The sequence below is a fragment of the Cellulomonas sp. JZ18 genome, from assembly GCF_009720485.1.
Classification (GTDB): Bacteria; Actinomycetota; Actinomycetes; order Actinomycetales; family Cellulomonadaceae; genus Cellulomonas.
The window spans coordinates 3,360,725-3,381,993 of record NZ_CP045245.1 but is presented as its reverse complement, the minus strand read 5'-3'; the positions used below and the strand labels follow the sequence as shown (position 1 = coordinate 3,381,993).

At 75.0% G+C, this 21,269-nt stretch carries 17 protein-coding genes and 4 pseudogenes; 20 read left to right on the top strand and 1 reads right to left on the bottom strand.

Going from position 1 to position 21,269, the window contains the following annotated elements:
* Window positions 1-195: 195 nt before the first annotated feature.
* The 12 genes and pseudogenes from GC089_RS15210 to GC089_RS15160 all read left to right on the top strand — a co-directional run bounded on the left by GC089_RS15210 (window position 196) and on the right by GC089_RS15160 (window position 9,758).
* A complete protein-coding gene (locus GC089_RS15210; RefSeq protein WP_155378343.1) occupies window positions 196-693 on the top strand; it encodes a hypothetical protein in 498 nt (165 codons plus the stop codon).
* A gap of 71 nt (window positions 694-764) precedes the next feature.
* The gene (csrA, locus tag GC089_RS19760) at window positions 765-1,145 is read left to right on the top strand and encodes a carbon storage regulator CsrA (protein WP_196250725.1); all 381 of its coding nucleotides are present in this window, start codon (window positions 765-767) and stop codon (window positions 1,143-1,145) included.
* A 208-nt stretch (window positions 1,146-1,353) separates the two neighbouring features.
* Window positions 1,354-1,590 (top strand): annotated as a pseudogene (locus GC089_RS19330) (Hpt domain-containing protein); the annotation flags it as partial.
* Between the two features lie 506 nt (window positions 1,591-2,096).
* A complete protein-coding gene (locus GC089_RS15200) occupies window positions 2,097-3,704 on the top strand; it encodes a chemotaxis protein CheA (RefSeq protein WP_230684864.1) in 1,608 nt (535 codons plus the stop codon).
* The gene (locus GC089_RS15195; protein ID WP_155378342.1) at window positions 3,701-4,120 is read left to right on the top strand and encodes a chemotaxis protein CheW; all 420 of its coding nucleotides are present in this window, start codon (window positions 3,701-3,703) and stop codon (window positions 4,118-4,120) included. The genes GC089_RS15200 and GC089_RS15195 overlap by 4 nt, the downstream gene beginning before the upstream one ends.
* A gap of 106 nt (window positions 4,121-4,226) precedes the next feature.
* A complete protein-coding gene (locus tag GC089_RS15190; RefSeq protein WP_230684863.1) occupies window positions 4,227-5,876 on the top strand; it encodes a methyl-accepting chemotaxis protein in 1,650 nt (549 codons plus the stop codon).
* Between the two features lie 28 nt (window positions 5,877-5,904).
* A complete protein-coding gene (cheB, locus tag GC089_RS15185) occupies window positions 5,905-7,029 on the top strand; it encodes a chemotaxis-specific protein-glutamate methyltransferase CheB (RefSeq protein ID WP_155378341.1) in 1,125 nt (374 codons plus the stop codon).
* Window positions 7,026-8,002, top strand: a pseudogene (locus tag GC089_RS20205) (protein-glutamate O-methyltransferase CheR). Before cheB ends, GC089_RS20205 begins: the two are co-directional and overlap by 4 nt.
* On the top strand, window positions 7,999-8,382 hold the full coding sequence (locus GC089_RS15175; protein WP_155378340.1) for a response regulator: 384 nt from the start codon (window positions 7,999-8,001) through the stop codon (window positions 8,380-8,382). Before GC089_RS20205 ends, GC089_RS15175 begins: the two are co-directional and overlap by 4 nt.
* Window positions 8,379-8,831: a chemotaxis protein CheX gene (locus tag GC089_RS15170; RefSeq protein ID WP_155378339.1), complete on the top strand. Its 453-nt coding sequence runs from the start codon at window positions 8,379-8,381 to the stop codon at window positions 8,829-8,831. The genes GC089_RS15175 and GC089_RS15170 overlap by 4 nt, the downstream gene beginning before the upstream one ends.
* Before the next feature lie 76 nt (window positions 8,832-8,907).
* Entirely contained in the window at window positions 8,908-9,270 is a 363-nt protein-coding gene (locus GC089_RS15165) for a response regulator (protein WP_230684861.1), read from the top strand.
* Window positions 9,267-9,758 carry a hypothetical protein gene (locus tag GC089_RS15160; protein WP_230684860.1) on the top strand — a complete coding sequence of 164 codons (492 nt, stop codon included), beginning with the start codon at window positions 9,267-9,269 and terminating at the stop codon, window positions 9,756-9,758. The genes GC089_RS15165 and GC089_RS15160 overlap by 4 nt, the downstream gene beginning before the upstream one ends.
* Before the next feature lie 64 nt (window positions 9,759-9,822).
* On the opposite strand, the gene GC089_RS15155 is transcribed toward GC089_RS15160, so the two are convergent.
* Window positions 9,823-11,061, bottom strand: a complete 1,239-nt coding sequence (locus GC089_RS15155) for a pyridoxal phosphate-dependent aminotransferase (RefSeq protein WP_155378338.1) — start codon at window positions 11,059-11,061, stop codon at window positions 9,823-9,825.
* 260 nt (window positions 11,062-11,321) lie between these two features.
* Here GC089_RS15155 and urtA point away from each other — a divergent pair, with 260 nt between their 5' ends.
* The 8 genes and pseudogenes from urtA (at window position 11,322) to uca (ending at window position 21,036) form a co-directional block, all read left to right on the top strand.
* A complete protein-coding gene (urtA, locus tag GC089_RS15150; protein ID WP_370514021.1) occupies window positions 11,322-12,599 on the top strand; it encodes an urea ABC transporter substrate-binding protein in 1,278 nt (425 codons plus the stop codon).
* 119 nt (window positions 12,600-12,718) lie between these two features.
* Complete coding sequence (gene urtB / locus GC089_RS15145) at window positions 12,719-13,603, top strand: urea ABC transporter permease subunit UrtB (RefSeq protein ID WP_155378336.1); 885 nt, start codon at window positions 12,719-12,721, stop codon at window positions 13,601-13,603.
* Window positions 13,600-13,884 carry a hypothetical protein gene (locus GC089_RS19315; RefSeq protein ID WP_230684859.1) on the top strand — a complete coding sequence of 95 codons (285 nt, stop codon included), beginning with the start codon at window positions 13,600-13,602 and terminating at the stop codon, window positions 13,882-13,884. The genes urtB and GC089_RS19315 overlap by 4 nt, the downstream gene beginning before the upstream one ends.
* A complete protein-coding gene (gene urtC, locus GC089_RS15140; protein ID WP_230684858.1) occupies window positions 13,821-14,825 on the top strand; it encodes an urea ABC transporter permease subunit UrtC in 1,005 nt (334 codons plus the stop codon). The genes GC089_RS19315 and urtC overlap by 64 nt, the downstream gene beginning before the upstream one ends.
* Window positions 14,822-15,601: pseudogene (gene urtD, locus GC089_RS15135) on the top strand (urea ABC transporter ATP-binding protein UrtD); the annotation flags it as partial. The gene urtC and the pseudogene urtD, both read left to right, overlap by 4 nt.
* Before the next feature lie 109 nt (window positions 15,602-15,710).
* On the top strand, window positions 15,711-16,403 hold the full coding sequence (gene urtE, locus GC089_RS15130; RefSeq protein ID WP_155378335.1) for an urea ABC transporter ATP-binding subunit UrtE: 693 nt from the start codon (window positions 15,711-15,713) through the stop codon (window positions 16,401-16,403).
* 56 nt (window positions 16,404-16,459) lie between these two features.
* A complete protein-coding gene (locus tag GC089_RS15125; RefSeq protein ID WP_155379272.1) occupies window positions 16,460-17,143 on the top strand; it encodes a GntR family transcriptional regulator in 684 nt (227 codons plus the stop codon).
* Between the two features lie 255 nt (window positions 17,144-17,398).
* Window positions 17,399-21,036, top strand: a pseudogene (gene uca / locus GC089_RS15120) (urea carboxylase).
* Window positions 21,037-21,269 lie beyond the last annotated feature (233 nt).

The following is a 21,269-nucleotide window of genomic DNA, read 5'->3' as shown; positions in this document are numbered from 1 at the left end:
GGCGCGGCCGGTACCGGCGCCGTCCGCAGCGCCCGCGCCCGCGGCGGCGGCACCGGGGCCGGCGACGGTCGCCCTGCGTGCCGAGCTCGTGCGCCTCGGCGTCCCCGCCGCCGTCCTCGACGCGGGCCCGCTGACGCTCGCGGCCGTGCTCGCACGCGTCCCGACGCCCCCGCCCCCGCCCGCGGTGCGGGGGACGTGCTCGTCGTCGCCGGGGTCGGCGACGACGCCACGGCGGTCGCCCGCACGCTCGTCGCGCGCTGGCGCCTGCCGGACGACGCGCTCGTCGAGGTGGACCCCGGGCGCGCGCCGCTGCCGGCGCGGCTCACGGGGCCCCGGCGGGCCGGCGGTGCCGCCGGGGCGGGTGCGGCGGGACCGACCGTCGTCGCGCTGCGGGTGGGCCCGGACGCGCACGACCGGTCCGTGGCCGCGACCGTGCTGGGCACGATGCGCGCCGACCAGGTGTGGGCCGTCGTCGACGCCCGCACGAAGCCTGCCGACGCGGCGGCCTGGGTCGGCGCGGTCGGCGCCGAGCGCCCGGCGGACGCGCTCGCGGTGCAGGGGCTGCTGGACACCGCGGCACCGGGGACGGTCCTCGAGCTCGAGCGGCCGGTGGCCTGGATCGACGGTCTGCCGGCGTCCCGCCTGGTCTGGGCCGCGGCGCTCGGCCAGGAGCTCGACGCCGCGCTCGGCTGAGGACGCGGCGCGCCCCGCCGTGCGCCGGGTGCGGCGCGGGGGCCGCGGGACGGCGAGGTAGTGTCGCAGGCATGCTCGTGCTGACCCGCCGCGCCGGTGAGCGCCTCGTCATCGGTGACGACGTCGTCATCACCGTCATCGAGGTGCGCTCCGACGGGGTGCGGCTCGGCATCGAGGCGCCGCGGCACGTGCGCGTGCACCGGGCCGAGGTGCTCGCCGCGGTGGGCGAGGCCAACGCGCGCGCCGCCGCCGCGGACGCCGCCGCGGAGGAGTCCCTGCGCGGGCTCGTCCCGCCCCGCGGCACCCGCGGCCCGGCGCCGGCGTCGGGCGGCGCCGCCCCTGCCGGCCCGGCCCCTGCGGACCCGGCCCCCGCGGACCCGGCGCGTGCGGACGCGGCGGGCGCGGACGTGGCACGGCACGACGAGGGCGAGGGCACGGCCCCCAGCCGCTGAGCGGCGGCGGTCCCGCCCGCCACTCGTCCTCGCGACGCCCGCCCACGCGCACGGCCACGCCCCGCCCGGGCGCACGGCCCGTCGTCCGCGTGACCCAGCGCACGTCGCCGCGCCGCGCCGACGCGCTCGCGACCCCTCAGGTCGCGCCCGGTGCGGCCGATGGGCCCTCCGTGCGGGGCGCAGGTGCTCCGGGAGCGGGGAGGGGTGCATGGACGAGTTCGACGAGATCGTCCGCGAGTTCCTGGTCGAGAGCCTCGAGAACCTCGACCAGCTGGACCGCGATCTCGTGGCGCTCGAGGAGCAGCCCGGTTCGCGTCCGCTGCTGAGCAGCGTCTTCCGGACGATCCACACGATCAAGGGGACGAGCGGCTTCCTCGCCTTCGGCCAGCTCGAGCGGCTGACGCACGTGGGGGAGAACCTCCTCGTCCAGCTGCGCGACGGCAAGCGCTCGATGGACCAGCGCACGACCGACGTCCTGCTCGCGATGGTCGACCGCGTGCGGGACCTGCTCACCGCCATCGAGAGCAGCGGCACGGACGGTGACGTCGCGATCGACGACGCCGTGGCCCTCGTCGAGAGCGTGCTGGCGGACGTCCCGGCGCCCGCGGCGGTCGCCGCCGGCGACGCCGCGGCTCCCGCGCCGACGGCCCCCGCGCCGACGGCCCCGCCCGCTCCCGCGCCGGCCGAGCCCGCGGCGCCGGCCCCCGTGCCGGCCGCGCAGGACGCGGCGGCCGCCGTGCTGCCCGCACCGCACGAGCCCCCGCCGCGGAGCGCGCCCAGTCCGCCCCCGCGGCCACCGCACCCGCCCCGGCCCCCGCCTCCGCCCCGGCCCCCGCGGCCGAGCCGAAGGCCCCGGCCGAGGAGCACGGCCAGCGCGCGGCGGCGGCCGACGCCGCCATCCGCGTCGACGTCGCCCTGCTCGACGCGCTGGTCCGCCAGGTCGGCGAGCTCGTGCTGGCCCGCAACCGCATCAGCCGGCTCGCCGCCGCCACCGACGACGTCGACCTCGTGCGCTCCGCGCAGCGGCTCGACCTCATCGCGGGCGAGCTGCAGGAGGGCGTCATGCGCACGCGCATGCAGCCCATGGAGCACCTGTGGTCCAAGATGCCGCGCATCGTGCGCGACCTCGCCACGGCCTGCGGCCGCGAGGTGCAGCTCGAGCTCGTCGGCGGCGAGACCGAGCTCGACCGCAGCCTGCTCGAGGCCGTCCGGGACCCGCTCACGCACCTCGTGCGCAACGCCGTCGACCACGGCATCGAGCCGCCGGACGTGCGCGTCGCGGCGGGCAAGCCGGCGAAGGGCCGCCTCACGCTGCGGGCCGTGCACGCCGGCGGCCAGGTGGTCATCGAGGTCGCCGACGACGGGCGGGGCATCGACGCCGCCGCGGTCGCCGCCAAGGCCGTCGAGCGCGGCCTGCGCACGCCGGAGCAGGTCGCGTCCGCCTCGACGGCGGAGCTGCTGAACCTGCTGTTCCTCCCGGGCTTCTCGACCGCCGCCAGCGTGACGAACGTGTCCGGCCGCGGCGTCGGCATGGACGTCGTGCGCACCAAGATCGAGGCCGTCGGCGGCACGGTCGACGTCGAGACGACGCCGGGCGAGGGCACGGTGTGGCGTCTGCGCATGCCGCTGACCCTCGCGATCATCCCGGCCCTGACGGTCGAGTGCGCCGGGCGCGTCTACGCGGTGCCGCAGACCAGCGTCCTCGAGCTGGTCTCCGCGGACGGCCGCTCCGGCACCTCCGCCGTGGAGCACGTGCACGGCGCGCCGGTGTACCGGCTGCGCGGGCGCCTGCTGCCGCTCGTGCTGCTCGGTACCGCGCTCGGCGTCTCCGAGGCGACGCAGCCGCCGCCCGGGTCCGTCGTCCTCGTGCTGCAGGTCGACCGGTACCGCTTCGGGCTCGTGGTCGACCGCGTGCTGACCACCGAGGAGATCGTCGTGGAGGCGCTGTCCGCGCGCCTCAAGGGCGTCGGCGCCTACTCCGGCGCGACCGTGCTCGGCGACGGCGAGCTCGCGCTCATCCTCGACCTGCAGGCGCTCGCCCGGCGCAACCTCGCGGGCGACGCGGAGGCCGTGGAGGAGGACGAGCCGGACGTCGCGACGGACGCCGGCGACCCGGGCGAGGAGGTCCTCGTCGTCTCGGTCGACGACCGCCGCGTGTGCCTGCCGTCGCACCTGCTGACCCGGCTCGAACCCGTCCGCGTGGACGACTTCGAGCGCGTGGGCGGGCGGGACGTGCTGCGCTACCGCGGCGACATCCTGCCCCTGGCCCGCGTCGACCGGCTCATCGGGGCCGGCGACGGGCCGCAGGAGCAGATCGTCGTCGTGCTCACGCGCGGCTCGCGCACGGTCGGCCTGGTCGTGCACGGGATCGTCGACGTCGAGCGGGACCACGAGGCCGACCACTCGCCGGTCGCCGACGTGGGGCTGCTCGGCTCGACCGTCATCGGCGGCCGCGTCACCGAGCGCCTCGACTGGCAGGCGGCGGTGCGGGCGGCGGACCCGACGTTCCTCGACGACGAGCCCGAGTCCGCCGACGAGCTCGTGGGAGCCGCACGATGAGCAGGCTGGTGACCTTCGCCCTCGACGACGCCCGCTACGGCGTCGACGTCCAGCGCGTGCGCGAGGTGCTGCGCACCGCCACCGGGCCGCGCGTCCCGCTCGCGCCCGACGACGTCGTCGGCCTGCTCAACCTGCGGGGCCGCGTCGTGCCCGTCGTCGACCCGCGCGTGCCGCTGGGCCTGCCCTCCCGGGCGGTGCCGCCCGAGGCGACCCTCGTCGTCGTGCACGTGCACGACGAGGACGTCGCGCTCGTCGTCGACTCCCTCGGCGACGTCGTCGACGCCGACGAGGAGACGTTCGCACCCGCGCCGGAGACCCTCGACGCGAGCGTCCGCGCGCTGGTGCGCGGCGCCCACGTGCTGCCCGAGGGGCTGCTGCACGTGCTCGACCTCGACGCGACCGTGCCGGCGGCCTGACGTGGCCGCGTCGACGACTCAGGACCCGGTCCCCCCGGCCGATCGGTCGGGGCGGCCGGGCCCGACGGACCCCACCGACCACCCGCTGCCCTCCAAGGAGCCCGCGATGAGCATCATCACCACGGTGTGGCGCCGGCTGCGCCTGCGTGTCCCTCGGCCGCGGCTGCGTCTGCGGCTGCCGCGGGTCGGCGCCTCGGTGCTGACCAAGATCCTCGGTCTCGTCGCGCTCATGGCCGTGCTGACCGGGTCCGCCGGGGCGTACGCCGTCGTCAGCCTCCAGGACGTCGCCGACCGCAGCGCGCAGATCGTCGAGATGCAGGAGAAGACGCTCGTCGGCCTGGAGAACGTGCGCTACCAGCAGCTGCACGCCCAGCTCGTCATCGCCCAGCTCGCCGCGACGAACTCGCCCGAGGTGAAGCAGCGCTGGCTCGACGAGCTGGCCGCGACGGACGCGCTGCTCGCGGAGCAGGTCGCGGCGCTCGACTCCTCCGAGATCGGCTCCTGGGCCAGCTGGCAGGCGTTCTGGGGCGGCTTCAACCGGTGGCAGGACCAGCGCGACACCCTCCTCGTCCCGCCGGCGACGTCGGGCGACAGCGAGGCGTACGACCGGATGGTGCGGGACGTCAGCGAGCCGCTGGTCGCCACGTTCACCGAGTACCTCGACACCACCCGCGCCGAGCTCGAGGCGCACATGGGCACGACGGCCGACGAGGCCGCCGCGGCGGCGGACGCCGCCACGCGCCGGGTCGTCATCAGCTTCCTCGTCGCGATCGTCGGCGGCGTGGCGCTGGCGGTGCTCATGGGCCGCCGCGTCCGCGCCGGTGTCGTCAAGGTCCGCCGCTCGCTCGAGGCGATGGCGGAGGGCGACTTCACGGTGCCCGCCGACGTGCGCTCCCGCGACGAGCTCGGCGCGATGGCCGCCTCGCTCGGCCAGGCCCAGCAGTCCGTCCGCACGACGCTGACGGGGGTCGCCGAGGCCGCCCAGACCGTCGCCTCCGCGGCCGAGGAGCTGTCGGCCGCGTCCAGCCAGGTCGCCGCGGGCTCGGAGGAGACCAGCGCGCAGGCCGGCGTCGTCGCCGCCGCAGCGGAGCAGGTGTCGCGCAACGTGCAGGCGGTCGCCGCCGGTGCCGAGCAGATGGGTGCCTCGATCCGCGAGATCGCGCAGAACGCGTCCGAGGCGGCGCGCGTCGCCCACGCCGCGACGGCGGCCGCGCATAGCGCGAACGACACCGTCACGCGCCTGGGCTCGTCCAGCGCGGAGATCGGCAACGTCGTCAAGCTCATCACCAGCATCGCGGAGCAGACGAACATGCTCGCCCTCAACGCCACGATCGAGGCGGCGCGGGCCGGTGACGCGGGCCGCGGCTTCGCGGTCGTCGCCGGTGAGGTCAAGGAGCTCGCGCAGGAGACCGCGCGGGCGACCGAGGACATCGCGCGCCGCGTCGAGGCTATCCAGCAGGACACGACCGGTGCGGTCTCGGCGATCGGCGAGATCGGCTCCGTCATCGCCTCGATCAACGACTACCAGCTGACGATCGCCTCGGCCGTGGAGGAGCAGACCGCCACGACGAACGAGATGTCGCGCGGTGTCGTCGAGGCCGCCACGGGCTCGGGCGAGATCGCCGAGAACATCACGGGCGTCGCGACGTCGGCCCAGTCGTCGTCGCAGGTCGTCGGGCAGATGACGTCGTCGGTGTCGGAGCTGGCGCGCATGTCGGACGAGCTGCGCCGCCGCGTGGCCGCCTTCACGTACTGACGCGCGACGAGGACGGACGGACACGGACGTGGCACGGACCCGGGTGCTGGTGGTCGACGACTCGGTCGTCGTCCGCCGCCTCGTCACCGAGGTGCTCTCGCGCGACCCGCGCATCGACGTGGTGGGCGTGGCGGCCAACGGGCGCATCGCGCTCGCGAAGATCGAGCAGCTCGCGCCCGACCTGGTGACGATGGACGTCGAGATGCCCGAGCTCGACGGCATCGGGGCGGTGCGCGCGATGCGCGCCGCGGGCCACCGGCAGCCGGTGATCATGTTCTCGACGCTGACGGAGCGCGGCGCCGAGGCGACGCTCGACGCGCTGCAGGCCGGTGCGACGGACTACGTCACGAAGCCCGGCAGCACCGCCAGCATGGCCGCCGCGCTCGCGGAGGTCGCGGCGCAGCTGGTCCCGCGGATCCTCGCGCTCGCACCGCCGCGCGGCGGCGAGGAGGTGCGTGCTCCGGTCCGGCCCCTGCGGGCGGTCACCGCGCCGGCCGTCCCGGTCACGAGGCCCGCACCGGTCCCGGTGCTGCGGCCCGCCGCGCCGCACCACCGGGTCCGCCTGGTGGCGGTCGGTGCGTCGACGGGCGGTCCGGAGGCGCTCTCGCGGCTGGTGGGCGCGCTGCCCGTGCTGCCCGTGCCGGTCGTGGTCGTGCAGCACATGCCGCCCGTGTTCACCCGTCAGCTCGCCCAGCGCCTCGACCGGCTCGGGCCGGTCCGGGTGCACGAGGCGGAGCAGGGCCAGGTGCTCGAGCCCGGGCACGCGTACGTCGCGCCCGGCGACCGGCACCTCGTGGTCCGGTACGCCGCGGGCGAGCTGGTCGCGCACCTGGACGACGGCCCGCCGGTCAACTACTGCCGCCCCGCGGTGGACGTGCTGCTGCGCTCCGCGGTCGACGCGGTGCGCGGCGAGCTGCTCGCGGTCGTGCTGACCGGCATGGGTGCCGACGGCCGCGCGGGTGCGGAGTCCGTCGTGCACGCGGGCGGAACGGTCGTCGTCCAGGACGAGCCGACGAGCGTCGTCTGGGGCATGCCCGGCGCGGTCGCCACGGCCGGCTGGGCACATGCGGTGCTGCCGCTCGGCGAGATCGCCGACGCGGTGACCAGCACCGTCACGCAGGCGCGACGAGCGCCGGTCGGGAGGATCTCGTGAGCATCGCACGGCACACGTTCGCCTACGTGGCGGAGCACGTGCGCCGCACCAGCGCCATCCAGCTGGAGGACGGCAAGGAGTACCTCGTGGAGAGCCGGCTGATGCCGCTCGCGCGGGAGGCCGGCCTGCCGGACGTCGACGCGTACGTCGCGCGCCTGCGCGCCGAGCAGCCGGGCTCCCCGGCGCACGACGACGTCGTCGAGGCCCTGACGACCAACGAGACGTCGTGGTTCCGCGACGTCGCGCCGTTCGAGGCGCTGCGCCGGCACATCCTGCCGGCGCTCGCCGAGCGGGGCAGCCGGCTCGCGCCGCGGATCTGGTCGGCGGCCTGCTCGACGGGCCAGGAGCCGTACTCGATCGCGATGGTCCTGGCCGAGACCCTGGGGCCGGAGGCGCGTCCCGAGGTGCTGGCCACGGACCTGTCGACCCAGGTGCTGGAGCGCGCCCGGGCGGGCGAGTACACGCAGCTGGAGGTCAACCGGGGTCTGCCGGCGGCCATGCTGGTGCGGCACCTGGAGCGGCACGGCATGCACTGGCGCGTCGGTGACGCGCTGCGCCGCACGGTCACGTTCCGCCGGCACAACCTGCTCGACACCCCGCCCACGGGGGCTTCGACGTGGTGTTCCTGCGCAACGTGCTCATCTACTTCGACCTGCCGACGCGGCACGCCGTGCTGGAGCACGTGCGCACGGCGCTGCGCCCCGAGGGGTGGCTGGTGCTGGGGTCGGCCGAGACGACGAGCGGGGTGCACGACGGCTTCGAGCGGGTGCAGCTCGGCTCGACCGTCGCCTTCCGCCCGACGGCCCCGGCGCGGCCGGGTTCGCTCGTGCCGACGCCCTCCGCGGGCAGGTCGACGCCGGTGCCGGTGACGTCCGTCCCGCACCCTGCGGCCCCCGCCCTCGCGGAGACGATCGGGATGCTCCGCGACGCCGCCCCCACGCCGACCCCGACCCGAGGAGCTGGGCTGACATGAGAGCACTGGTCGTCGACGACTCGCGCACGATGCGCGTCATCGTGGCCCGGGCCCTGCGCACGCTGGGGTTCGAGACGGACGACGCCGAGCACGGCCAGGACGCCCTGGACAAGCTCGCCGCCACCGGTCCGGTCGACCTCGTGTGCGTGGACTGGAACATGCCCGTGATGGACGGCCTCGAGTTCGTCACCGCGGTCCGCAAGGACCGCTCCCTGCGGGGCATGACGATCATGATGGTCACCACCGAGAGCGAGCAGTCGCAGATCGTCCGCGCCCTGGCAGCAGGCGCGCACGAGTACCTCATCAAGCCGTTCACCGTCGACGCGATCCGCGACAAGCTCGAGCTGCTCGGCCTCGTCGCGGCCGGGGAGCCCGTATGAGCCAGGTCATCGCAGGCGAGGACGTCTACGCCATCGCGCAGGACATCTTCGCGTCCATGGTCGACGGCGACGTCGGCACGATCGTGCCCTGGGAGGGCGCGGCGCCGGGCTGGCAGGAGCCGCTCACCGCGTGGGTCGACCTGCACGGCGACTGGGCCGGGCGTGCCTCCCTGACGACCGAGACGAGCACCGCGCACGCGCTCGCCCGCGCCCTGCTCGGGTTCGGCGAGGACGAGCCGATCGAGCGCGCCGACCTGGTCGACGCGTTCGGCGAGGTGGTCAACGTCGTCGGCGGCAACGTCAAGTCGCTGCTCGAGACGACGGGTACGCTCGGTCTGCCGCAGGTGGCCGACGTCGACCCGGGTCTGCCGGGCGGGCTCGTGCTCACGGAGATGGTCCTGGCCTGGCACGGGCGGGCTCTGGAGCTCGTGGTGCGGGGCGTGCTGTGACGGCCGAGGCACCCGTGAGGACCAGGGGAGCGTCAGGGGTGGCTGTGCCGAGCCGCCCGGACAGGAGGAGGGACCGATGATCCGCGTGCTCATCGCGGACGACAGCCGCGTCATGCGCCAGATCGTCATCCGCACGCTGCGACAGGCCGGCTACGACTGGGACGTCCGTGAGGCGGCCGACGGGGCGCAGGCCCTGGCCGCCGTGCGCGCGGACGAGCCGGACGTCGTCCTGTCGGACTGGAACATGCCGGAGATGAACGGCATCGACCTGCTGCGCAGCCTGCGGGCCGAGGGCTTCTCGACGCCCTTCGGCTTCGTGACGTCGGAGGGCTCGGACGAGATGCGTGAGCTCGCCGAGCGCGAGGGGGCGCTGTTCCTCATCGTCAAGCCGTTCACGGCGGAGACCTTCCGCGACGCGATCGAGCCGGTGCTGGCATGAGCCTGGAGCCGCAGACGCCGCTGCCCAGCGCCAAGGACGTGCGCGACCTGCTCGAGAACCTGCTCGGGCGTGAGGTCGTCGTCACCACCGGCGGCGACATGGTGGACCCGGAGGCGCCCGGCGGGGCGCTGGTGGGGCTGTTCGTGGACCGGCTGCTGCACCTGCGCGCGATGATCCTCATGGACCTCGCGCTCGCGGCCTACGTCGGCGCGGCGATCGGCCTCGTGCCGCGGCCGGCCGCCGAGGACGCGGCGGCGGGCGGGCTGTCGCCGAACCTGGAGGAGAACGCGCGCGAGGTCATCAACGTCGCCTCGTCGCTGCTCAACGGCCCGGACGTGCCGCACGTGCGGCTCGACTCGGTGTACGCGCCCGGCGAGCCGCTGCCGGCCGACGTGGTGCCGTGGGTCAAGGCGTACGTGCGCCGCACGGACCTGCGGGTCGAGGTGAGCGGGTACGGCCGCGGCGGCTGGTCGCTGCTCGTCCTCTGACGTCCGCGCACGAGGGGCCCGCCGCGCGGCTGCGCGGCGGGCCCCTCGGTCGTCCGGGCGGTCCTCAGACGCGCGCGGGCACCTGCTTGTACGACGCCAGGAAGTTGCCGATCCGCTCGACCACCTCGGCGAGCACGCGTGCCTCCGGCAGCGTGACGAGGCGCAGGTGGTCCGGCGTCGGCCAGTTGAAGCCCGTGCCGGCGACGAGCAGGATCTGCTCGCTGACGAGCAGGTCGTACACCAGCTGCGCGTCGTCGTGGATCTCGTGCACCTCGGGGTCCAGGCGCGGGAACAGGTAGAGCGCGCCGTCGGGGCGCACGCAGTCGACGCCGTGGATCTTGTTCAGGCCCTCCCACGCCACCTGCCGCTGCTCGTGCAGCCGCCCGCCCGGCGCGATGAGCCCCTCGATGGACTGCACGCCGCCCAGCGCCGCCTGGATGGCGTGCTGCGCCGGCACGTTGGGGCACAGGCGCGTCGAGGCGAGCAGGGTCATGCCCTCGATGAACCCCTTCGCGTGCGCCTGCGGACCGGTGATCACGACCCAGCCGGAGCGGAACCCGGCCACGCGGTACGTCTTCGACAGCCCGTTGAACGTCAGGCACAGCAGGTCGGGCGCGACGGACGCCATCGGGACGTGCTGCGCGCCGTCGAACAGGATCCGGTCGTAGATCTCGTCGGCGAGCAGCAGGAGGCTGTGCTCGCGGGCGACCGCGGCGATCTGCTCGAGCACCTCGCGGCTGTACACCGCCCCGGTGGGATTGTTCGGGTTGATGACGACGATCGCCTTCGTGCGCGGGGTGATGCGCGCGCGGATGTCCTCGACGTCCGGCTGCCAGCCGGTCGACTCGTCGCACCGGTAGTGCACCGGCTTGCCGTCGGACAGGCTCGTCATGGCCGTCCACAGCGGGTAGTCGGGTGAGGGGATGAGCACCTCGTCGCCCTCGTCCAGCAGGGCCTGCAGCGTCATCGTGATGAGCTCGGAGACGCCGTTGCCGAGGTAGACGTCGTCGACGTCGAAGGTCGGGAACCCGGGGACGGTCTCGTAGCGCGTGACGATGGCGCGGCGCGCCGAGAGGATGCCGCGCGACTCGGTGTACCCGTGCGCGTGCGGGACGGCCGCGATGACGTCGGCGACGATCTGGTGCGGCGCGTCGAACCCGAACGCGGCCGGGTTGCCGGTGTTGAGCTTGAGGACGCGCCGGCCCTCGGCCTCCATGCGTGCTGCCTCGTCCAGCGCCTTGCCACGGATCTCGTAGAGGACGTCCTTGAGCTTGGCGGACTGGTCGAGGGGTCGCAGGAACATGCGCCGAGCGTAGTCGCCGCGCCACCGCGACCCGGCCGGAACGCGCCCGCCGTGGTACGCGCGCGCGGTGCGTCCCGGCCGGCGGCGGCGAAACCGACTGTTCACACCGGGGGTCGGCCAGCAGAAACACGACGTCCCTAGCGTCCTCGGCCATGGGCGCAGGGCTGTATACGCCGCGGGACACAACGCGGTGCGACGCGGAGCCCCGCCGACCCGAGCACGTCAGGACCTCCCGCTCGTCCCGTCGAAAGGCACCTGCGTTGACCACTCATCCCCTCCCCGTCCGGGCCTCCCGGGGTCGCGCGCTCGCGCTGTCCGCGGGCGTCCTCGCCACCGCGCTCGCCCTGTCCGCCTGCGGCGCCCGCGCCGGCGCCGAGACCGGTGCCTCGTCCTCCGGCGGCGCGTCCTGCGTCGACACGTCGGGCGACACGATCAAGATCGGCTTCCTGAACTCGCTGTCCGGCACGATGGCCATCTCCGAGCAGACCGTCCGCGACTCCCTCGACCTCGCCGCGGAGGAGATCAACGCGGCCGGCGGCGTGCTCGGCAAGCAGCTCGAGGTCGTCGCCGAGGACGGCGCCTCCGAGCCCACCGTCTTCGCGGAGAAGGCCGAGAAGCTCATCTCGTCCGACTGCGTGGCCGCCGTCTTCGGCGGCTGGACGTCGTCGTCGCGCAAGGCGATGCTGCCCGTCTTCGAGGGCAACGACGCGCTGCTGTTCTACCCCGTCCAGTACGAGGGCCTCGAGGCGTCGCCGAACGTCTTCTACACGGGCGCGACGACCAACCAGCAGATCATCCCCGGCATGGACTACCTGAAGGAGCAGGGGAAGACGAAGGTCTTCCTGGTCGGCTCCGACTACGTCTTCCCGCGGACGGCGAACAAGATCATCAACGCCTACGCCGAGGCGAACGGCATCGAGGTCGTCGGCGAGGAGTACGCGCCCCTCGGGCACACCGACTTCTCGACGATCGTCAACAAGCTCAAGGCCTCGGGCGCCGACGCGGTGTTCAACACCCTGAACGGCGACTCCAACGTGGCGTTCTTCAAGGAGTACAAGAACGTCGGCCTCACCCCCGAGGTGGCGCCCGTGGTGTCCGTCTCGGTCGCCGAGGAGGAGGTCGGCGGCATCGGCGTCGAGAACGTCGCGGGCCAGCTGACGGCCTGGAACTACTACCAGACGGTCGACTCCCCGGCGAACGCCGAGTTCGTCAGCGCCTTCAAGGCCAAGTACGGCGACGACCGCCCGACGTCCGACCCCATGGAGGCGGCGTACACGTCCCTCTACCTGTGGAAGGGCATGGTCGAGAAGGCCGAGTCCTTCGACGTCGCGGCGATTCAGGAGGCCGCGGACGGCGTCTCGTTCGACGCGCCCGAGGGCACCGTCACCGTGAACGGCGACAACCACCACATCGCCAAGACCGCGTACGTCGGCGAGATCCGCGAGGACGGCCTCATCTACCCGGTGTGGCAGTCCGACGGCCCGATCGAGCCGGACCCGTTCCTCGAGGGCTACGACTGGGCCGAGGGCCTGTCCTGACCCGACCCGCGCGCTCCGCGCGTCCCTGACGCGGCGGCCCGGCCGGTCCGACCCCTCGGCCGGCCGGGTCGTCGCCCGGCGCGGCGGCGCGTCCCACCCCACGACGGAAGGCGGCGGCGATGGACGCCCTGCTCCCTCAGCTGTTCGCGGGTCTGAGCCTCGGCTCGGTCCTGCTGCTCGCGGCGCTCGGCCTGGCCCTGACGTTCGGTCAGATGGGCGTCATCAACATGGCGCACGGCGAGTTCATGATGGCCGGCGCGTACACCGCGTTCGTCGTGCAGCAGCTGCTGCCCGACGCGGGGGTCTCGCTGCTCGTCTCGCTGCCGCTCGGCTTCCTCGTCGGCGGGCTGCTGGGCCTGCTGCTCGAGGTCACGCTCATCTCCCGCATGTACCGGCGCCCGCTCGACACCCTGCTCGTGACGTTCGGTGTCTCGCTCGTGCTGCAGCAGGCCGCCCGTGACGTGTTCGGCGCGCCCAACGTCGACGTGCGCGCGCCGTCATGGCTGTCCGGGGCGGTGCCGCTGCTCGGCATGGAGGTGCCGAGGAGCCGGCTGTTCATCCTCGCGCTCGCGGTCGCCGCGGTCCTCGCCCTGTCGGTGGTGCTCAAGGTGACGCCGCTGGGCCGGCGGATCCGCGCCACGGTGCAGAACCGCGACCTCGCCGAGACGTCCGGGGTGTCGACCCGGGCGACGGACCGGCTCACGTTCTTCGTCGGGTCCGGCATCGCCGGCGTCGCCGGCGTGGCGCTCACGCTGCTCGGGTCGATCGGCCCGACGCTCGGCACCGCGTACGTCGTCGACGCGTTCCTCGTCGTGGTCGTCGGCGGCATCGGCCAGCTCAAGGGCGCCGTGCTCGCGGCCGTCGGGCTCGGCATCCTGCAGGCCGGCTTCGAGTACTCGACGACCGCGAGCCTGGCCAAGGTGCTGCTGTTCGTCGTCATCGTCGCGTTCCTGCAGCTGCGGCCGCAGGGGCTCGTCTCGGTCCGCACGCGGAGCCTCGCGTGAGCGCCGCGCAGGTGGGCCCCGTGGAGGCGGCCGTGGCCCGCCCCGCCTGGTGGCGGCGCGAGGGCGTGCGCGTGTGGGGCGGCGTCGCGCTCGCGGTGGTGCTGCTCGTGGGCGTCGCGCCCGCGGTGCTCTCGGACTTCCGGCTCAACCTGCTCGCCAAGTTCCTGTGCCTGGCGATGGTCGCGGTCGGCATCGGCCTGGCCTGGGGCGCGGCGGGATGCTCGTGCTCGGGCAGGGCGTGTTCTTCGGCCTCGGCGGCTACCTCATGGCGATGCACATGAAGCTGTCGGACGCAGGGCCCGGCGGCGTGCCGGACTTCATGCTCCTGTACGGCGACGGGGTCGTGCCCGGGTGGTGGGAGCCGCTGCGCTCGCCCGTGGTGACCGTGCTGGCGATCCTGCTGCTGCCCGCCGGCCTGGCCGCCGTGCTCGGGCTCGCGGTGTTCCGCCGGCGCGTGCGCGGGGCGTACTTCGCGATCCTGTCGCAGGCGCTCGCGGCCGCGTTCGCGATCCTGCTCGTCGGCCAGCAGAAGGTCACCGGTGGGACGAACGGGCTCAACGGGTTCCGGTCGTTCTTCGGCTACGACCTCGCCGACCCGGTGAACAAGCGGATGCTCTACTACATCGCCGCCGGCGTGCTCGTCGTCATGGTCGTGGCGGTGCGGCTGCTCATGCGCTCGCGCTACGGCGAGCTGCTGGTCGCGGTGCGCGACCAGGAGAACCGCGTGCGGTTCCTCGGCTACGACCCGGCGGTCGTCAAGGTCGTCGCGTACGCGGTGGCCGCGGCGTTCGCGGCGGTCGGGGGCGCGCTGTTCGCGCCCGTCGCCGGGATCATCTCGCCCGCCGACGTCGGCGTGGTGCCGTCGATCGCGCTGCTGGTCGGCGTGGCCATCGGCGGGCGCGCGACCCTGCTGGGGCCCGTGCTCGGGTCCATCGCGGTGTCGTGGGCCGAGACCAGCCTGTCCGAGCAGTTCCCCTCGTTCTGGACCTACTTCCAGGGGGCCCTGTTCATCGGCGTCGTCGCGTTCCTGCCGAACGGGCTCGCGAGCCTCGGCGGGGCGCTGCGCCGGCGGCGGGCGCGCGGGGCCGCGGTCCCCGCGGTGGGGCCGGCGTCCGACGTGCGGCCCGGTGCGGGCAGCGCGGGCGGCGTCCCGGCGGACCCGCCGGCGGGCACACCCGACGTCACGACCGACACCGTCGACTCCGCCGGGAGGCACGCATGAGCGACACGACACCGGCGGCCGAGGCCGGGCGGCTCGACACCGAGGCGCTCGAGCAGGTGCTCGCCGCACCGGCCGCCCGGTTCCGGCACGACTACCTCGAGGTGCGCGGCCTGCGGGTCGAGTTCGACGGCTTCGTCGCGGTCGACGGCGTCGACCTCACCGTCACCCAGGGCGACCTGCGCTTTCTCATCGGCCCGAACGGCGCCGGCAAGACCACGGTCGTCGACGCCCTCACCGGGCTGGTCGCGGCCGGCGGGTCGGCGCAGTTCGGCGGCGTCGACCTGCTCGGGCGGCCGTCGCACCGCATCGCGCGGTCGGGCGTGGGGCGGACGTTCCAGACCGCGAGCGTCTTCGACGAGCTCACCGTGCTGCAGAACCTCGACATCGCGGCCGGCGCCCGGCGGGGTCCGCTGACCATGCTGCGACGGCGGCGGTCGGTGCCGCCCGAGGTCGAGGCGGCGCTCGAGACCGTGGGCCTGGCGCACGTGCGCGACCTGCCTGCGGGCGTCCTCGCCCACGGGCAGAAGCAGTGGCTCGAGATCGGCATGCTGCTCGTGCAGGACGCGCGCCTGCTGCTCCTCGACGAGCCGGTCGCCGGCATGAGCCAGGCCGAGCGCGAGGAGACCGGCCTGCTGCTGCAGCGCATCGGCGAGCAGCGGACCGTCGTGGTCGTCGAGCACGACATGGAGTTCCTGCGGGCGTTCGCGTCGTCGGTGACCGTGCTGCACCAGGGGAAGGTCCTCGCCGAGGGGACGGTCGCCCAGGTGCAGGCGGACCCGCGGGTCGTCGAGGTGTACCTGGGCACGGGCACGCACGGGCGCGGGTCGCGGACGGCGGCCGGCCCGGCTGCGGGACGGGCACGGCCACGAGCACGGAGGTGGAGTGATGCTGCAGCTGTGCGGGGTGCACGTCGGGTACGGGCGCACGGAGGTCGTGCACGGCGTCGACGTCGAGGTGCCGGCCGGGCAGGTCGTCGCCGTGCTCGGGCACAACGGCGCGGGCAAGACGACGCTGCTGCGGGCCGCGGTCGGGCTGCTGCCCGTGCGGTCGGGGGCCGTGCTGGTCGACGGGGACGACGTCACGCGGGCGCGGCCGCACCAGCGGGTGCGTCGCGGCCTGGCGTACGTGCCGCAGGGGCAGCAGTCGTTCGGGCAGCTGACGGCGCGCGAGAACCTGCAGCTCGTCGCCGACGCCGCCGGGTCGGGTGGGGCGCGCCGCGTCGACGAGGCGCTCGACCTGTTCCCCGCCCTGCGGGAGGTGCTGGGCCGGCGCGCGGGCCTGCTCTCCGGCGGGCAGCGCCAGCAGCTCGCGATCGCCCGGGCGCTGGTGACCGGTCCGCGCGTCATGGTGCTCGACGAGCCGACCGAGGGCATCCAGCCGTCGGTCGTCGCCGAGATCGAGGACGCGGTCGTGCAGCTCGCCGCGGGCGGGCTCGGGGTGCTGCTGGTCGAGCAGCACGTGGGCTTCGCCCTCGCGGCGGCCGCCCGGTACCACGTGCTGGAGTCGGGGCGCGTGACGGCCACGGGCACGGGCGGCGCCGAGCAGCAGGACGTCGTCCGCGCGGCGATGGCCCTGTGACGGGCGTGGTGCTGCCGGCACCGGGGGACGTCGGCGCAGGTCTAGGCTCCCCGGGTATGGGGACGGGGACGGGCGGGTCGCTGCGGGAGGCGGTCTACCACCGGCTGCGCGACGAGATCCTCAACGGCCGCGTCTCCCCGCGCGAGCGGCTCACCGAGCCGAAGCTGTCCAAGGCGTTCGAGGTGTCCCGCACGCCGGTCCGCGAGGCGCTCTCGCGCCTGCTGTCCGACGGCCTGGTGGAGCGCACCGACTTCGGGTACGCCGTCGTCGTTCCGTCCCTGGAGACGCTGCGCAACCTCTACGAGCTGCGCATCACGCTCGAGCTGCGCGGCATCGCCCGCGCCGTCGAGAACCCGCAGGTCAAGCACGACGCGGGCATGCTGCGCGCCGAGCTGGCCCGCTGGGAGGAGATGCGCGACGACGTCCCGGAGCCCGACCCGAGCTTCGTCGTCGTCGACGAGGGCTTCCACCAGGTGCTCTCGCGCGCGTCGGGCAACGCGCAGCTCACCGACGCCCTCGTCACCGTGAACCAGAAGATCCGCGCCGTGCGCATGCACGACTTCGTCGAGGACGAGCGCATCACGGCCACGATCGACGAGCACCTGGAGATCCTGCGGCTCGTGCTCGCCGACCGGCTGCCGGAGGCGCTCACGGCGCTGCACAAGCACGTGGGGGAGTCGCTCGAGGTCGTCATGGACCGGGCGTCGGCGGCGATGGCGCGCATGGCGCTCGCGGGCTGAGGCCGTCACCCGCACCTCTCATCCGCACCCCGTTGGTCAGACCGTCGAGTCGGGCGTCGCTGAGGACCACGACGGCGGTCTCGTCGTCACACGGCCCCGTGCCGCGGTGCCGCCCCACGGGGCCGTCGGTCGTAACGCAGCGTTCACGGCCGGACGCTCGGGGCGAAACACCACCCTCCTACGGTCCCGGATACCGGGGTGTATACAGCCCCGGTCGTCCTCCGGCCCCGCGCCGGACCGACCCGAGGGGCCGCCGTGTTCGACACCCTGCTCGTGGCCAACCGCGGCGAGATCGCCGTCCGGATCCTGCGGACCGCGTCCGCGCTGGGCCTGCGCACCGTCGCCGTCTTCTCCGACGCCGACGCCGCCGCCCCGCACGTGCGACTCGCCGACGAGGCGGTCCGCCTCGGCCCGGCGCCCGCCGCCGAGTCGTACCTGCGCGCCGACGCGGTGCTCGAGGCGGCGCTCGCCACCGGTGCCGGCGCGATCCACCCCGGTTACGGGTTCCTGTCGGAGAACGCAGCGTTCGCGGCCGCGGTCGAGGAGGCGGGCCTCGCCTTCGTCGGTCCGACGCCCGCGCACCTGGAGGTGTTCGGCGACAAGCACCGCGCCCGGGAGGCCGCGCGCGCGGCCGGTGTCCCGCTCATCGCGGGCAGCGGTCTGCTGGACGACGCCGACGCCGCCCTCGCCGCCGCGGACGCCGTCGGCTACCCCGTCATGCTCAAGGCCGTCGGCGGGGGCGGCGGCATCGGCATGCAGGCGTGCGACGGCCCGGACGAGCTGCGCGAGGCGTACGCACGCGTGCAGCGGCTCGCGCAGGCGAGCTTCGGGTCCGGCGGGGTGTTCCTGGAGCGCTTCGTGCGGCGCGCGCGGCACCTGGAGGTGCAGGTGTTCGGCGACGGCGCCGGGAGGGTCGTCAGCCTCGGGGACCGGGACTGCTCGCTGCAGCGCCGCAACCAGAAGGTCGTCGAGGAGGCGCCGGCGCCCGGGCTGCCGGACGCGGTCCGGGACGCGCTCGCGACGTCCGCGCGTGCCCTGACGGCCTCGGTCGCCTACCGCTCGGCCGGGACGGTCGAGTACGTCTACGACGTCGACCGCCAGGAGGTCTCCTTCCTCGAGGTCAACACGCGCCTGCAGGTCGAGCACCCGGTGACCGAGGCGATCACCGGCGTCGACCTCGTCGGCTGGATGCTGCGCCTCGCGCGCGGCGACGCGGACCTGCGCGACGAGCTCGCCGCGCTCCCCGACGACGGCCCGGCGCGCCGCGGCCACGCCGTCGAGGCCCGTGTCTACGCCGAGGACCCCCGCCGCGGCTACCAGCCGTGCGCGGGCCTGCTCACCGAGGTGGTCTACCCCGAGGGCGTGCGCGTCGACGCGTGGGCCGAGACGGGGCAGGAGGTCACGAGCCACTACGACCCGATGCTCGCCAAGGTGATCGTGCACGCGGACGACCGCGACGCCGCCCTCGCGGCCGCCACGGACGCGCTCGCAGGCACCTCGGTCGCGGGTGTCGTCACCAACCTGCCGCTGCTGCGCGCCGCGGTCGCCGAGGAGGCGTTCGTCGACGCGACGCACACGACCGGCACGCTCGCGCACGTCACCGACGACGAGCCGTGGGTCGAGGTGCTGCGTCCCGGCGTCATGACGACGGTCCAGGACTGGCCCGGCCGGCTCGGGCACTGGGACGTCGGCATCAGCCCGTCCGGCCCGATGGACGACCTGTCGTTCCGGCTCGGCAACGTCGCGCTCGGCAACCCCGAGGGGGCGCCCGGCCTGGAGTGCACGCTGCAGGGGCCCCGTCTGCGGTTCAGCCACGCGACGGTCGTGTGCGTGACCGGGGCCGACGCGCCCGTGACGGTGGACGGCGCGACCGTGCCGCAGTGGGAGCCGGTCGAGGTGCCCGCGGGGGCGGTGCTCGACGTCGGCGCCCCGACGGGGACCGGCCTGCGCACGTACGTGCTGCTGCGCGGTGGGCTCGACGTGCCCGAGTACCTGGGGTCGGCGTCGACGTTCTCGCTCGGCGGCTTCGGGGGGTACACCGGGCGGGCGCTCGCCACCGGGGACGTCCTGGTCCCGGCGGCGCCGGTCGGCGACGCGCCGACGCCCGTCGCGGTCCCCGAGGAGGCGCGGCCGCAGCTCGTCCACGCGTGGGAGCTCGCCGTGCAGGAGGGCCCGCAGCCCGCGCCGACGTACTTCACCCCCGACGACATGGACATGCTCTACGACGCCACGTGGCAGGTGCAGACGCACGCCAACCGCACCGGCATCCGCCTGACCGGCCCGAAGCCGCGGTGGGCCCGCCCGGACGGCGGGGAGGCCGGGCTGCACCCGTCCAACCTGCACGACAACCCGTACTCCGTCGGCGCGCTCAACGTCTCGGGCGACACCCCGATCCTGCTCGGACCGGACGGGCCGTCGCTCGGCGGGTTCGCGTGCCCGGTCACCGTGGTCGCCGGGCACCGCTGGAAGATGGGCCAGATCCGCCCCGGCGACACCGTGCGGCTGGTGCCGGTGCCCGAGGCGACGGCGGACGCGCTGCGCACCTCGACGGTCCGGCGGGCGGCGGCGTCCGTGCCCGCCGACCTGGCGACCGGCCCGGACGGCGACGACGGCGTCCTCGCCCGCGTCGCCGGCGACCCCGCCGACCCGCTCGGCCGCCCCGACGTCGTCTACCTGCGCGGCGCCGACGACAACGTGCTGGTCGAGTACGGCCCGATGGTGCTCGACCTCGGCCTGCGGATGCGGGTGCACGCGCTCGGCGAGGCGCTGCGGGCGCGCGCGCTGCCCGGCGTCGTCGACATCACGCCCGGCGTGCGCAGCCTGCACGTGCACGTCGACCCGGCGCTGCTGACCGTGCGTGCGCTCGTCGACGTGCTCGTCGCGCTGGAGGCCGACCTGCCCGCCACCGCGGACCTGGAGGTGCCGTCGCGGCGCATCCACCTGCCGTTCTCGTTCGACGACCCGGTCGTCGCCGACGCGATCGCGCGCTACACGGTCGGCGTGCGGCCCGAGGCGCCGTGGCTGCCGTCCAACGTCGAGTTCGTGCGGCGCGTCAACGGGCTGGCGTCGGGCGAGGACGTGCTGCGGACCATGACGGAGGCCGAGTACCTCGTCCTCGGGCTGGGCGACGTCTACCTGGGCGCGCCGCTCGCGGTGCCGCTCGACCCGCGGCACCGGCTCATGACGACGAAGTACAACCCGGCGCGCACGTGGACGGCCGCCGACACGGTCGGCCTGGGCGGCCAGTACCTGTGCGTGTACGGCATGGACTCGCCCGGCGGGTACCAGCTGGTCGGGCGGACCGTGCCCATCTGGTCCGGGCACCGCCAGCACGGCGTGTTCGAGCCCGGGACGCCGTGGCTGCTGCGGTTCTTCGACCGGATCGTCTGGCACCCCGTCGGCGCCGAGGAGCTCGCCGAGCAGCGCGTGGCGTTCGCCGCCGGGCGGCTCGAGGTGCAGGTCGAGCACGGCACGTTCTCCTACCGGGAGCACCTCGCGCTGCTCACCGAGCACGCGGAGGACATCGCCGCGTTCCGCGCGCACCAGGCCGCCGCGTTCGCTGCCGAGCGCGACGCGTGGGCCGCCGCGGGCGAGCTCGACGCGGCACCCGAGGAGGAGGCGCCCGCGGTCGCGCACGGGGTCGTCGACGCCGAGGTCGAGCTGCTCGACGGGCACGTGCTCGTCGAGGCGCCGATGGTCGGCTCCGTCTGGCGGGTCGAGGCCGCCGCGGGGCGGACGTGCGCGCGGGCGACCTGCTCGTCGCGCTGGAGGCCATGAAGCTGGAGCTGGCGGTGCCCTCACCGTCCGACGGGAGGGTGGTGCGGGTGCTCGTGGAACCGGGGCAGCACGTCGGGCCCGGGGCGCCGCTCGCGGTGCTGGCGGTGGACGCGTGAGCGCCGCGACGTCGACGGCGCGCGTCGTCGACGCGGCACCGGCGGGCGAGGACCGCGCACCCCAGGGCCCGGCGCAGGCGCGGGTGCGCGCCGCGTACGCCCGCATGCGGGAGGTCGACCGGCCCGAGGTGTGGATCGCCGTCGTGCCCGAGGCCGACGCGCTCGCGGCCGCCGCCGCCGTCGACGCCCGCGTGGCCGCGGGGAGGAGCTGCCGCTGGCCGGCCTCGTGCTCG

What these genes read in the sequence shown, in the direction of transcription:
- urtB (WP_155378336.1), top strand. Translation starts at nt 12,719, where the DNA reads ATGGACGCCCTGCTCCCTCAGCTGTTCGCGGGTCTGAGCCTCGGCTCG.
- urtC (WP_230684858.1), top strand. Translation starts at nt 13,821, where the DNA reads ATGCTCGTGCTCGGGCAGGGCGTGTTCTTCGGCCTCGGCGGCTACCTC.
- GC089_RS15165 (WP_230684861.1), top strand. Translation starts at nt 8,908, where the DNA reads ATGATCCGCGTGCTCATCGCGGACGACAGCCGCGTCATGCGCCAGATC.
- GC089_RS15125 (WP_155379272.1), top strand. Translation starts at nt 16,460, where the DNA reads ATGGGGACGGGGACGGGCGGGTCGCTGCGGGAGGCGGTCTACCACCGG.
- GC089_RS15155 (WP_155378338.1), bottom strand. Translation starts at nt 11,061, where the DNA reads ATGTTCCTGCGACCCCTCGACCAGTCCGCCAAGCTCAAGGACGTCCTC.
- urtE (WP_155378335.1), top strand. Translation starts at nt 15,711, where the DNA reads ATGCTGCAGCTGTGCGGGGTGCACGTCGGGTACGGGCGCACGGAGGTC.
- GC089_RS15175 (WP_155378340.1), top strand. Translation starts at nt 7,999, where the DNA reads ATGAGAGCACTGGTCGTCGACGACTCGCGCACGATGCGCGTCATCGTG.
- GC089_RS15160 (WP_230684860.1), top strand. Translation starts at nt 9,267, where the DNA reads ATGAGCCTGGAGCCGCAGACGCCGCTGCCCAGCGCCAAGGACGTGCGC.
- GC089_RS15190 (WP_230684863.1), top strand. Translation starts at nt 4,227, where the DNA reads ATGAGCATCATCACCACGGTGTGGCGCCGGCTGCGCCTGCGTGTCCCT.
- GC089_RS15170 (WP_155378339.1), top strand. Translation starts at nt 8,379, where the DNA reads ATGAGCCAGGTCATCGCAGGCGAGGACGTCTACGCCATCGCGCAGGAC.
- csrA (WP_196250725.1), top strand. Translation starts at nt 765, where the DNA reads ATGCTCGTGCTGACCCGCCGCGCCGGTGAGCGCCTCGTCATCGGTGAC.
- GC089_RS15195 (WP_155378342.1), top strand. Translation starts at nt 3,701, where the DNA reads ATGAGCAGGCTGGTGACCTTCGCCCTCGACGACGCCCGCTACGGCGTC.